The organism is Microbacterium lacus (genome assembly GCF_002812805.1).
Lineage (GTDB): Bacteria > Actinomycetota > Actinomycetes > Actinomycetales > Microbacteriaceae > Microbacterium > Microbacterium lacus_A.
The window spans coordinates 17880-29826 of the sequence record NZ_NMUM01000040.1 but is presented as its reverse complement, the minus strand read 5'-3'; the positions used below and the strand labels follow the sequence as shown (position 1 = coordinate 29826).

At 67.6% G+C, this 11947-nt stretch carries 10 protein-coding genes and 1 pseudogene; 7 read left to right on the top strand and 4 right to left on the bottom strand.

Annotated features, from left to right (window positions below):
* The first annotated feature begins 29 nt into the window (after positions 1-29).
* The 3 genes from CGU34_RS13365 (at position 30) to guaA (ending at position 3015) form a co-directional block, all read left to right on the top strand.
* The gene (locus tag CGU34_RS13365) at positions 30-824 is read left to right on the top strand and encodes an SURF1 family protein (RefSeq protein ID WP_232711696.1); all 795 of its coding nucleotides are present in this window, start codon (positions 30-32) and stop codon (positions 822-824) included.
* A 77-nt stretch (positions 825-901) separates the two neighbouring features.
* A complete protein-coding gene (locus CGU34_RS13360; protein ID WP_036301735.1) occupies positions 902-1435 on the top strand; it encodes a DUF3817 domain-containing protein in 534 nt (177 codons plus the stop codon).
* Positions 1432-3015 carry a glutamine-hydrolyzing GMP synthase gene (gene guaA, locus CGU34_RS13355; RefSeq protein WP_036301737.1) on the top strand — a complete coding sequence of 528 codons (1584 nt, stop codon included), beginning with the start codon at positions 1432-1434 and terminating at the stop codon, positions 3013-3015. Before CGU34_RS13360 ends, guaA begins: the two co-directional genes overlap by 4 nt.
* Before the next feature lie 2 nt (positions 3016-3017).
* Here the strand turns inward: guaA and CGU34_RS13350 are convergent, their stop codons facing one another.
* Together CGU34_RS13350 and CGU34_RS13345 are read right to left on the bottom strand one after the other, a co-directional pair.
* Positions 3018-4250 (bottom strand): DNA polymerase domain-containing protein, encoded by a 1233-nt coding sequence (locus CGU34_RS13350; RefSeq protein ID WP_100814370.1) that lies wholly within the window; start codon positions 4248-4250, stop codon positions 3018-3020.
* 133 nt (positions 4251-4383) lie between these two features.
* Complete coding sequence (locus CGU34_RS13345; protein WP_100814369.1) at positions 4384-5304, bottom strand: Bax inhibitor-1/YccA family protein; 921 nt, start codon at positions 5302-5304, stop codon at positions 4384-4386.
* A gap of 166 nt (positions 5305-5470) precedes the next feature.
* On the opposite strand from CGU34_RS13345, the gene CGU34_RS13340 reads away from it, so the two are divergent.
* On the top strand, positions 5471-6490 hold the full coding sequence (locus CGU34_RS13340; protein WP_100814368.1) for a glycerophosphodiester phosphodiesterase family protein: 1020 nt from the start codon (positions 5471-5473) through the stop codon (positions 6488-6490).
* A 21-nt stretch (positions 6491-6511) separates the two neighbouring features.
* Here the strand turns inward: CGU34_RS13340 and CGU34_RS13335 are convergent.
* Positions 6512-7461 (bottom strand): annotated as a pseudogene (locus CGU34_RS13335) (manganese catalase family protein).
* Between the two features lie 185 nt (positions 7462-7646).
* Between CGU34_RS13335 and CGU34_RS13330 the strand changes: the two are divergent.
* The gene (locus CGU34_RS13330; RefSeq protein ID WP_232711677.1) at positions 7647-8354 is read left to right on the top strand and encodes an alpha/beta fold hydrolase; all 708 of its coding nucleotides are present in this window, start codon (positions 7647-7649) and stop codon (positions 8352-8354) included.
* 79 nt (positions 8355-8433) lie between these two features.
* On the opposite strand, the gene CGU34_RS13325 is transcribed toward CGU34_RS13330, so the two are convergent.
* The gene (locus tag CGU34_RS13325) at positions 8434-9717 is read right to left on the bottom strand and encodes an HNH endonuclease signature motif containing protein (protein ID WP_157811317.1); all 1284 of its coding nucleotides are present in this window, start codon (positions 9715-9717) and stop codon (positions 8434-8436) included.
* A gap of 204 nt (positions 9718-9921) precedes the next feature.
* Here CGU34_RS13325 and CGU34_RS13320 point away from each other — a divergent pair, with 204 nt between their 5' ends.
* Together CGU34_RS13320 and CGU34_RS13315 are read left to right on the top strand one after the other, a co-directional pair.
* Positions 9922-10716 carry an SDR family oxidoreductase gene (locus CGU34_RS13320; RefSeq protein ID WP_036301423.1) on the top strand — a complete coding sequence of 265 codons (795 nt, stop codon included), beginning with the start codon at positions 9922-9924 and terminating at the stop codon, positions 10714-10716.
* A 76-nt stretch (positions 10717-10792) separates the two neighbouring features.
* Positions 10793-11926, top strand: a complete 1134-nt coding sequence (locus tag CGU34_RS13315; RefSeq protein ID WP_081766454.1) for a fatty acid desaturase family protein — start codon at positions 10793-10795, stop codon at positions 11924-11926.
* The last annotated feature ends 21 nt before the right edge of the window (positions 11927-11947 follow it).

The window sequence follows — 11947 nt, the reverse complement described above, 5'->3', positions numbered from 1 at the left end:
AGGTCTTTCCGCCGACGCTGCGCGAGGTCTTGCTGCGTCCGCAGTGGCTCGCGATGCTCGGGCTGTGCCTGCTCGTCGCCGGGGCGTTCGCGTGGCTCGGTCAGTGGCAACTCGAACGAGCGATCGACACCGACCCACCCGCCGTCGGCGCGACGGAGGAGGTCCGTCCGCTCGATGAGGTCGTCGAGCCCGGGGCGTACCTCGAAGAGCCCCTCGTCGGTCAGCAGGTCACGACCACCGGAACCTGGGTGCCCGAAGATTTCCTGGTCGTGACGTCGCGCTTCAACGACGGCGTCCAGGGCTACTGGGTCACCGGGCAGCTGCGCATCGAGGGCACGCTCAACCCCACGTCGATCGCCGTCGCGATCGGGTGGGCTCCCACTCTCGAGCGGGCGGAGGCCGCGGCATCCGAGCTGTCTGAGGTCGCGGCGACCACGGCGGCGGGTGTCGCCACGCAGGTGACCGGACGTGTCATCTCCGACGAGGGACCGCAGCTGCCGCCTCGCGGTGCGGACCCCCGCGAGATGACGCGGATGTCGCCCGCCGCACTGCTGAGCGAGTGGCACGATGTCGACCGCCTGCTCGTCTACCGCCCGTACCTCGCGATGCTCGAGCCGGGCGGCACAGCCGAAGACGCTGGGCTCGTGCCGATCTCATCCCGGGCGCCCGACGAGGCCTCGACGGTCAACTGGCTCAACATCTTCTACGCCGCCGAGTGGGCCGTGTTCGCGGGATTCGCGTTCTACCTCTGGTACCGCCTCGCGCGCGACGCGTGGGAGAAGGAACTCGAAGATCTGGAAGACGCCCGCGCCGAGGCATCCTGAGCCATCCGGCTCCGGAGCGCACCGAACCCGGGATCCGCGCGAAACGCGTGACCGCCCACCGCCGGTAGACTGGGCCCATGCCACGTGCCCCCAAACTCGCCTCGTTTCCGGCGATCCGAGGGGCTCTGAAGTTCTACCAGGTCGCCTCGATCATCACCGGCGTCGGGCTGCTGCTGCTCGTGGCCGAGATGATCCTGAAGTACACCCCGATCCACCTCGAACTCTTTCTCGGCGGCTCCGGCGGCTTCCTCTGGTTCGCGACCGTCATCGCCGGCGTCGACTGCGAGTGGTACTCGCTCTTCTTCCCCGGCAGTGCCTGCGAAATGGTCTCGACGGGCGACGGCATCAACGTCTCGCTCGCGATCCTCGTGGCGCACGGCTGGTTCTACGTCGTCTACCTCTTCGCGTGCTTCCGCATCTGGAGCCTGATGCGCTGGCCGTTCCTGCGCTTCATCGTGCTGGCCCTCGGCGGCATCGTGCCGCTGCTGTCGTTCTTCATGGAGGCACGCGTCGCGCGTGAGGTGCGCACGTACCTCGCCGAGCGCGAGGCATCCGAAGCATCCTCCACACCCACCCCTGCATCCGCACCCGCGTCGGAAGGCCCGCGTTGACCGAAGCTACAGAGACCTCTCAGCGTCCCGTCCTGGTCGTCGACTTCGGCGCGCAGTACGCGCAGCTGATCGCCCGGCGCGTGCGCGAAGCCGGGGTCTACAGCGAGATCGTGCCGCACACCGCCACCGCTGCCGACATCGCGGCGCGCAACCCGGTGGGGCTGATCCTCTCGGGCGGACCGTCGTCGGTTTACGAGTCCGGTGCGCCGGCCCTCGACCCGGCCGTGTTCGACCTCGATGTGCCCACACTCGGTATCTGTTACGGCTTCCAGGTCATGGCCCAGGCGCTCGGCGGCGAGGTCGCGAACACCGGGCTGCGTGAATACGGGGCGACGGATGCCTCGGTCGCGGGCGACGGGGGAGTGCTGCTCGCCGGCCAGCCCGCCGCGCAGAACGTGTGGATGAGCCACGGCGACCAGGTCTCGAAGGCACCCGAGGGGTTCACTGTGCTCGCCTCGACGACGGCGACCCCGGTCGCGGCCTTCGGCAGTGACGAGCGCCGGATGTACGGGGTGCAGTGGCATCCCGAGGTCAAGCACACCGACCACGGCCAGCGGGTCATCGAGAACTTCCTGCACAAGGCCGCAGGTCTTCCCGCCGACTGGAACAGCGGAAACGTCATCGCCGAGCAGGTCGCGCGTATCCGCGAGCAGGTCGGTTCGGCTCGCGTCATCTGCGGTCTGTCGGGCGGGGTCGACTCCGCCGTGGCGGCGGCCATCGTGCACGAGGCCGTGGGGGATCAGCTCGTCTGCATCTTCGTCGACCACGGTCTGCTGCGAAAGGGTGAGCGCGAGCAGGTCGAGCAGGACTACGTCGCCTCGACCGGTGTGCGCCTCGTCACCGTCGATGCGCGGGAGAAGTTCCTGACCGCGCTCGCCGGGGTCTCGGACCCGGAGCAGAAGCGCAAGATCATCGGGCGCGAATTCATCCGGGCCTTCGAGGCCGCGGAGAAGGACCTCGTGCTCGAGGCTGCGGCCGACGGCGAACCCATCCGCTTCCTCGTGCAGGGAACCCTCTACCCGGACGTCGTCGAATCCGGCGGCGGTTCCGGCACGGCGAACATCAAGTCGCATCACAACGTCGGTGGTCTGCCCGAAGACCTGCAGTTCGAGCTCGTCGAGCCGCTGCGCACCCTGTTCAAGGACGAGGTGCGTGCGATCGGCCGCGAGCTGGGCCTTCCCGAGGTGATCGTCGGCCGTCAGCCCTTTCCGGGGCCGGGTCTCGGCATCCGGATCGTCGGTGAGGTTACCGCTGACCGCCTCGAGATCCTGCGTGATGCCGACGCCATCGCCCGCGAGGAGCTGACCCGCGCGGGCCTCGACGACGAGATCTGGCAGTGCCCGGTCGTGCTGCTCGCCGATGTGCGCTCGGTCGGTGTTCAGGGTGATGGCCGCACCTACGGACATCCGATCGTCCTGCGGCCCGTCTCGTCCGAGGACGCGATGACCGCCGATTGGACCCGCCTGCCGTACGACGTGCTGTCGAAGATCTCGAATCGCATCACCAACGAGGTGCGCGATGTCAACCGGGTCGTGCTCGACGTCACGTCGAAGCCGCCGGGCACCATCGAGTGGGAGTGAGCTCAGCGGCCGGGGAAGGCGCGACCGGCCCACGGGTCGTAGTCGCCCAATAGGGGCCCCTGCTCGGGACGCTCCTCTTCGGGCACGTGCTGCAGATTGACGCGCACGCGGTACCAGAGCGACGAGCTGCCGCGCATGCCGTCGATGAGTTCGTCCGCGGGATGCAGCGCCGCAGCCGCCGCGGGATGCTCCGCCCGCCACCGCTCGAGTGCCTCCAGCGCCTCGGGCTTCGTCTTGGTTCGCGCGACCTCGATGAGCGGCATCGTCGATACCCGGCGCCCCGATCCGTCGCCCGCACGCGGCGGCTTTTCGGCGGGCCCGAGGCTCTCCGACAGCGCGAGCAACCCGTCAAGCGACCCGGCCGTGTCGTTGATGCCCGCGTGCGGGTCGCCGATGTCCCGAAACCGCGGCACGACGGTCGCGACGGTGAACTCTTCGGGTCGGCGCGTCCGCAGCTCGTCCCAGCCGAGGGGAGTCGACACGCGCGCATCCGGCAGGGGACGGATCGAGTACGCGGATGCCACGGTTCGGTCCTTTGCGTTCTGGTTGAAGTCAACGAAGACGCTCTCGCCGCGCTCCTCCTTCCACCACCGGGCGGTCGCGAGTCCGGGCGCACGCGCCTCGACCTCGCGGGCCAGCGCCTCGGCCGCGGCGCGCAGCTCGCGGAACGTCCAGCGCGGCTCGATCCTGACCAGGATGTGCAGCCCGCGCGAACCGGAGGTCTTCGGCCATCCGACGAGCCCGTGGTCGGCCAGCACCTCGCCCGCGATCATCGCGACGTCGACGATCTGCTCCCACGCCACGCCCGGCATCGGGTCGAGGTCGATGCGCAGCTCGTCGGGGTGCTCGAGATCTTCGGCGCGCACCGGATGCGGGTTGAGGTCGAGGCATCCGAGGTTCGCGATCCAGGCGAGGCCCGCCGCATCCCGCACGACGGCCTCTTCGGCCGAGGTCCCCGACGCGTACCGCAGCGTCGCGGTGTCGATGAAGTCGGGGTGATTCTCGGGTACCCGCTTCTGGAAGAACGCCTCGGCGCCGATGCCCTTCACGAAGCGCTTGAGGACCATCGGGCGACCGCCGGCCCCTCGCAGCGCCCCGTCTGCGACCGCCAGGTAATACCGGACGATGTCGAGCTTGGTGAGCCCCGGCTCGGGGAAGACGACCTTGCTCGGATTGCTGACGCGCACCTCGTGGCCGTCGATATCGAGGATCTCGGCGGGAGCGGAAGAAGCCATCACCTCAGGCTAGGCGGGACGGATGCCGCGGGCCAGACCCGCTCGTGCCGACCCCGCACGAAATCGTGCGAGCCCGACGGCAGCGAAAAGGGGGCCGCCCGAGAACCGGACGACCCCCTTCAGGAAAGCGGTGCTAGTTGCTGCTGCGGGCGATCGCGATGATGCGCAGGATCTCGACGTACAGCCACACGACCGTGACCATGATGCCGAACGCGCCCATCCAGGCGAGCTGGCGGGGGGCGCCGTTGCGGACACCCTGCTGGATCTGGTCGAAGTCGAGCACGAGCGAGTACGCGGCGAGGATGACCACGAACACACCGATCAGGACACCCCAGGGAATGCCGAAGAGCGGGCTCGGCTCGCTGCGGAGGCCGAAGGCGCTGTCGGAGACACCCGTCCACATCAGGACGAGGTTCAGCAGCGAGAAGGCCAGGTAGCCGACCATCGCGACCAGGAAGATCTTGGTGGCCTTCTTCGAGGCGCGGATCTTGCCGCTCGCGAACAGCGCGAGGGTTACACCGACGACCGCGAGGGTCGCGAGCGTCGCCTGGACGACGATGCCCGTGAACTGGAACTCGAAGATCGCCGAGATGCCGCCGATGAAGAGGCCCTCGAGGGCCGCGTACGCGAAGATCAGGGCGGGGCGGACCTTCTTGCGCGACGTGAAGATGATCACCATGGCAAGAACGAAGCCGCCGAGGCCACCGATGACCAGCGGCAGGATGTTCTGGCTGGTCGACTCGGCGGGGGAGAGGGCGCCGAGCGTCCACACCCAGCCGACGACGGCGGTCACGAGAAGGATGGCGAAGAGACCGACGGTCTTGACGACGGTGTCTTCGACCGTCATGCGGTCGGTCTGGTGGGCTCCGGCGGCGGGGGCGGCGTACGCACCCTCCATCTGCGCCTGGGCGCCGACATCGAGGCCTGCGCGCGAGGCGGAAGCAGTCGAGGACGCACCACGGAGGTTCGCTGCCTGCGATCCACCCGGGTAGGTCTGTACGGCGCGGGGGTCCTGGAACGCCGGGTTGTTGAACGCGGGGTTATTGAGGGCCATGGCCTGGCTCACACTCCAAAATTGGGGTCCACAGCGGTGTGCTGTTTATCAACGATATCTGACGGCCATCCCACGGTCGTGGTCATCTGCTGTGAGAGGGCTATGAGGGACCCCTGGCATCCGTCATTCGCGCGGTCGGGCGGATGCCCGCGGATAGCCTGGAAACATGCGTCTCGACCGCTCGCTCGGCCGCCCCCTCGTGATCGGTCACCGGGGTGCCCCGGGGTATCGCCCCGAGCACAGTCGGTCCTCGTACGACCTGGCTCTCGCGATGGGTGTGGACGCGGTCGAGCCCGACGTCGTGCCTACGCGCGATGGCGTGCTGGTTGTGCGGCACGAGAACGAGATCTCGGGAACGACGGATGTCGGGACCCGACCCGAGTTCGCCGACCGACGTACGACGAAGACCGTCGACGGAACCGCTTTGACCGGCTGGTTCACCGAAGACTTCACCTGGGCCGAGCTCGCGACGCTGAAGTGCCGCGAGCGGTTGCCGAAGATCCGGCCCGCCAGTGCGAGCTTCGACGATCAGCAGCCGATCCTGCGCCTGACGGACGTACTCGAGCTGGTTCGCGCGGCATCCGCAGAGCAGGATCGCGAGATCGGTGTCGTGCTCGAGATCAAGCACGCGACGTACTTCGCGGGCGTGGGCCTCGACGTCGTGCCGCTCGTCCAGGCGGAACTGCGGACAAGCGGATGGTCCGATTCACCCGGGCTCGTGATCGAGGCGTTCGAATCGACCGTGCTCGAGCGGCTTCGAGAGGGCGGGTTGCGCGCCCAGTACATCTACCTCATAGAAGCCGGCGGGCGACCCTGGGACCTCGTCGCCGCTCACGGGGATGAGGCGCCCACCTACCGCCAGACCGTGCAGCCGGCGGGGCTCGATGCCCTGGTCGGGCGGTTCGACGGGATCAGCGTCGACAAGCGCGTCATCTTGGCCCCGAACAAGCTGGGGAGGATGACGGGGCCGACGCGCGTGATCGATGACGCGCACGCCCGCGGCCTGAAGGTCTTCACGTGGACATGCCGGCCCGAGAATACGTTTCTCGTCGCGGACTTCCGGGGCAAGGGTGGTGCCGCGGCGCTCGGCGACTACGAAGCGGAGTGGCGTGTGATCCGCGCGGCCGGGGTAGACGGCGTATTCGTCGACCACCCCGACCTCGGGATGGATGTGTTCGCGCGCTGACGCCGAGCACATCCATGGGTTCTACTTCATCGCGCCGAACGTGTTGTCGATGTCAGCCATCTCCATCGCCGCGGTCGCTGCGATGAGCGCCCGCAGGTCCTTGTCCGCACCCGGCGAGAATTCTTCGGGCCGCTCGGGCGAGATCGTCAGGGGCGCGCCCTCGGGTGCCTGCTCCGAGGCATCCAGATTCGTGCCGTCCTTCGACGGCGACATCCCCTGGAAGATCTTGCCCGCCTCGGACGCATCCGTGAGGTCGAGGAGTACTGCTTGCTCTGCAGGCCGGCATCCAGCAGCTTCTTGACCTCGGGGAACCGCTCGGCGTTCGTCTTGGGAATCGGCAGCGCTACCTTCCAGTCGACGCCGAGGGTCTCGAGCGCCTTGGCGTAGGCGTTCTCGTGGGCCTGGTCGCGGACGATCAGGTAGGCGATCGTCGAACGTGCCGTCTTGTTGTCGGTCATCTCGTACAGGCGGCATTTCTGCAGGCGCCCAGTCGACTCGAGCATGAGGTTGTAGAGCATGTCGAGAACGAGGTTTCCCGAGTTGTAGACGTAGCTGCCGAGCCACGGGTTGCCCGCCGCGTCGACCGGCATCGCCCCCTGCGCACCTACCAGGTAGTGGTGGATGTTGCCCTCCGACAGGGCGATGTTCAGGGGGATCGCCCCGCCCGCGCCGGGCTTGTCGACCGGGTCGGTCTTCTTGCCGTGGTACTCCGGGGCGCCGTCGAGCAGGCGCGAGATCGTCGTGCCGATCAGTTCGACATGGCTGATCTCTTCCGTGCCGATGCCCTGGATCAGGTCGCGGTACGGCTTTGCCTCGGGCCCACGGAAGTTCATGCTCTGGAAGAGGTACTGCATCATGGTGCGCATCTCGCCGAACTGTCCGCCGAGGCCCTCCTGCAGTGCGTTGGCGGCTGCCGGGTCCGGCTGGTCCTGCTCGATTTCGTTGATGAGTCGCTGAACGTGGAAGTACACGGTTTCTCCAATGTGTGGGGGCTGAGGTGCCATGCCTACGCCCCTCTCCGGCCGCATTGTTCCCCCTTGCCAAAGCGGGTTCGGCGTGCAACGCGCGTCGAACCTGTCCGGTCCGCTCGCGTACCCGCGGATCTCTCCGCGGTCAACCGTCCGCGCGTCGAACACGCACCTGTCAGGCTGTGGGTGTGCGCAGAAGTGTGGTCGCGGTGGGACGCTTTCGCGTTTACTCCTCTGTGGCGCCACGATCGGACGACGCGCCCCCTCCCGTTGTCCTGATCCACGGGATCGGGATGTCGCACCGGTACTTCGTCCGACTGCATCGCGAGTTCGCACGCACGCGCGACGTTCACTCGATCGATCTTCCGGGTTTCGGGCGCTTCGGTCGTCCCCGAGAGCCGTTCGACCAGGAACGGATGGCGGGGGCGCTCGCCGACGTCCTGGATCGGCTTGACGTGCCGCCCGCCGTGCTGGTCGGCCATTCGATGGGCGCGCAGTGGGTCGTCGAACTTGCACGGCAGCGTCCCGATCTCGCGGCGAGTGTCGTGCTGATCGGCCCGGTCGCGGACGACGAGCATCGGACGATCCGAGCCCAGAGCCTCGCCCTCGTCCTCGACACCCTCGGCGAACCCCCGGTCGTCAACGCGATCGTGTTCGCGGACTACATCCGGTGCGGAATGCCCTGGTATCTGACTCAGCTGCGCCACATGATGGCGTACCCGATCGAAGATCGGGTCGCAGACCTCGTCGTCCCGGTGCTGATCGTGCGGGGAGGGAGCGACCCCGTCGCCGGCCTCGAGTGGTGCCGGCGGCTTAGTGACCGGGGTGTCGCTCCCTGTTTTTGTCGAAGGGGTGCCAGAACACCAGGGTCGGCAAGGCAGGGCGCGTCACTCTGACAAGCCCCGTGACCGAGTGGGCAGGGTGTGAGGGTCACTTCGACAAGCTCAGTGACCGAGGGCGCGCAGCGGTGTGCCGCTAGAACGGCGGTGGATCCGTATTGGGGACGAAGTGGATCGCCGAGGGCGGTTTGTCGATGTAGACGTGGCCACCGGGTGAGGTCCACTCGAGGACTCCGCCGCCGAGTTGCCGGACCGTCCAGGCGGTTTCGCCTTTCAGCGTGTGGTGTCGTTTGCAGAGGCACGCCAGGTTGCAGACGGCAGTTTCACCACCCAGCGCGTAGTCGAGAGTGTGATCCCGATCGCACCGGTGTGCGGGTTGCCGGCACCCGGGGAATCGGCAGTGCTGATCCCTCGCCCGGAGGAATCGTTTGATGTCGGCGGAAGGGGTGTACCGGTCGACGGCGAGCACGCACCCGGTGATCGGATCAGCCAGGACCCGGTCCCATCCCGTGGCGTGTCCGGCCAATGCGCGGGCGGTGTCGGGGTCGATCGGACACCGTCCCACGAGCTCGGCGGGCTCGTCCGTCACCCCCGCCAGTGCGAGAGCCGGGACGGTCACGTTCACGATCCCGCGAATCGCGCCCAGACCGCCCACCCCGTCGGAGAGACCGGCACCCGTTTCCACGGAAGGTGTCGTGGTGAGCAGCATGTCCGCTACCAGGTCTGCCCGGATCTGGTCCAGGGTTCGCGTGTCGGTCGGGTCTGCATTCTTCAACGCTCGGGCCTGCTGCGTCATGCGGTCGTGCATTGCATGCGCCAGCACCGCGGGTTGGGTGGAAATGAACTCCGCCATCCCGTCGCCGATGTCTCGTACACACGCGCCCCGTGACGCGCGTGCCTCCTTGTGGCGCTCCGCGAGCGGACGCGGCTGCAAGGACTCCGCCAACCGCGCCAGCGATGCCCCGAGCCTCCCGGGTGTCGTTCCTTCCGCCCGAGCCAATGCTTCGCGTTCGTACTCCGCCCGCGCCTGAACATTCGTCAGGGGTAGTCCGTGTTCCATGATCACCGCAACATGCGCACCGGTGATCCGTCCCTCTTCCCACGCCGCGAACGTGGCGGGGAACGACTCGTCCAACACGGCGGCGTCGTTCATGCGGCGTTGCACGGTGCGATCGGACATGTTCATCGCGGCACCGAGCTCTGCGGCCAAGGCACGATACGGCAGTTCTGCTTCGCGGGAGGAGGGGGAGGCCAGTTCCGCGACCCGCCGCGCACCGACGTGCGCGGCTTTCGCGAACACTCGCGCGAGCGCGGCTTCCGTACGCGCGTTCGCGCGCCGGGCGTCGATGCCCTCTCCGGCGAGTTCGCGCGCGATCGCGTCCACTCCCGTCGTTTCGACGTCATCAATGTTCGAATGCATGTTCGAAACTCTACGGACGGCCACCGACATCCGATCCCCGAAAAGCCCCCGAATCACGCCGAAATCGCGGCGAAAAGATGAGAGTTCTCACATCTCACGACGTCTCGCAATCGCGGTCGCACGGGAGGAGAAAGAGGCGTCGGGACCTGCACAGACTCTGTCAACCCCGTACCGCACGGTTTTCGTCCGGACGATCCTCGGTGCATGACATTCCAACCCACTCGCGCAATCGTGACCGGCTCCGATTCGGGTATCGGCAAGGCGACCGCCGTCGCGCTCGCCGCGGCCGGAATGGACGTCGGTGTCACCTGGCACTCGGATGAGGAAGGCGCCCGCGGCACCGCACGCGAAGTCGAGGCGCTCGGTCGGCGGGCGGTGGTGCGCAGACTCGACACCTCGGACATCCCCGCGTGCGGCGACGTCATCGACGAGCTGACCGCCGAACTCGGTGGGCTCGACGTATTCGTGAACAACGCCGGTACGGGCGACACCGCACCGTTCCTCGACCTGACCCTCGAACAGTGGCGCCACACGGTGAGCGTCGACCTCGAGGGGGCCTTCGTCTGCCTGCAGCGCGCAGCCCGGCACATGGTCGGGGGCGACGGCGGCCGACTCATCGCGATCACGAGCGTCCACGAGCATCAGCCCCGGGTCGGCTCGGCGGCGTACGACGCTGCCAAGCACGGTCTCGGCGGCCTCATGAAGACCATCGCCCTCGAGCTCGGACGCGAGGGCATCACGGCCAACGCGGTCGCTCCGGGCGAGATCGTGACACCCATGACCGGGCAGGAAGACGAGGATCCGCGAGGCACGGATCGTCCGGGTGTACCGCTCGGTCGGCCGGGCGATGCCGGCGAGATCGCTGCGGTCGTCGCGTTCCTCGCGTCACCCGCGGCGTCGTACGTGACGGGTGCCTCATACGCCGTGGACGGCGGGATGCTGCAGATGGGGCCCCAGGCCGGGTCACACATCGAATCGGATGACTGGCGCCAGGCCTGACCCGCTACCGGGGTAGCGGGTCGAATACGCTCCCTGGCGGGACGCGCTCGAGGGAGGCTGTCCGTAGCGTTTTGATATGGCTACTCAGGGGACTCTTGACCGCGCGACCGGGATCGGTCCGACCTCGACAGGCGTGCGCACCACGGTTCCGCGACGGGTCGCGCCCGGGGGAGCGCAGGAGCGCAACGGCAGCACCTACGCCGAACTTGCGAGCACCATCAAGGGCATGGGGCTGATGGAGCGCCGCCGGGGCTGGTATCTCGTTCGCAGTCTGATCCTGCTCGCCGGCTATGTCGGCGGATTCGTGGCGTTGTTCAGTCTGGGCTCGTCACCGTGGCAGCTTCTGGTGGCGGTCTTCTTCGCGGTGCTGTTCACCCAGACGGCCTTCCTCGCGCACGATGGCGCGCACAAGCAGATCTTCGCCTCGGGAAAACGCAACGAATGGGTCTCGCGCATCTTCGGGAACCTGCTGGTCGGCCTGAGCTACGGGTGGTGGATGAACAAGCATTCCAAGCACCACGCGAACCCGAACAAGGTCGGTAAGGACGGCGACATCATGCCTGGTGCCATCGTCTTCACACAGGAGGATGCTGCGAAGCACACCGGCTGGCGCGCGGCGATCATGGCGCGGCAGCACTGGTTCTTCTTCCCGATCCTCACGCTCGCCGGGGTCGACCTGCACATCAATGCGGTGAAGGCCGTGGTCGGCCGCGAACCCGTCAAGGCCCGCGGCCTGGAGGCGGCGCTGCTCGCCATCCGTTTGATCGGATTCCCGATCGTGGTTCTGCTCGCAGCGGGGCCGCTGATGGGACTTGCATTCATGGGGGTGCAGCTCGCGATCTTCGGTGTCTACATGGGAGGCAGCTTCGCCCCCAATCACAAGGGCATGGCGATCATCCCGAAGGACATGTCGATCGACTTCCTGCGCCGGCAGACACTGACGTCGCGCAACATCAGCGGTGGCCCGCTGGTGGCGACCGGCATGGGCGGACTGAACTTCCAGATCGAACACCACCTCTTTCCCAGCATGCCGAGCGTGAACCTGAGCCGGGCCCGACCCGTCGTGCGCGCCTTCTGTGCCGCGGAGGGGATCGCGTACACCGAGACCACCCTGGTCGGGTCGTACCGGATCGTGCTGAGGTACCTGCAGAAGGTCGGGCTGAAGTACGCCGATCCCTTCGACTGCCCTCTGTCGACCCAGCTGCGCTGACGCGGGCGCTCCGATTTCGGC

Bases quoted from the DNA above. Each gene is read 5' to 3' on its own strand.
- CGU34_RS13360 (WP_036301735.1), top strand. From the start codon at position 902: ATGCCACGTGCCCCCAAACTCGCCTCGTTTCCGGCGATCCGAGGGGCT.
- CGU34_RS13350 (WP_100814370.1), bottom strand. From the start codon at position 4,250: ATGGCTTCTTCCGCTCCCGCCGAGATCCTCGATATCGACGGCCACGAG.
- CGU34_RS13345 (WP_100814369.1), bottom strand. From the start codon at position 5,304: ATGGCCCTCAATAACCCCGCGTTCAACAACCCGGCGTTCCAGGACCCC.
- CGU34_RS13340 (WP_100814368.1), top strand. From the start codon at position 5,471: ATGCGTCTCGACCGCTCGCTCGGCCGCCCCCTCGTGATCGGTCACCGG.
- CGU34_RS13325 (WP_157811317.1), bottom strand. From the start codon at position 9,717: ATGCATTCGAACATTGATGACGTCGAAACGACGGGAGTGGACGCGATC.
- CGU34_RS13320 (WP_036301423.1), top strand. From the start codon at position 9,922: ATGACATTCCAACCCACTCGCGCAATCGTGACCGGCTCCGATTCGGGT.
- CGU34_RS13315 (WP_081766454.1), top strand. From the start codon at position 10,793: ATGGCTACTCAGGGGACTCTTGACCGCGCGACCGGGATCGGTCCGACC.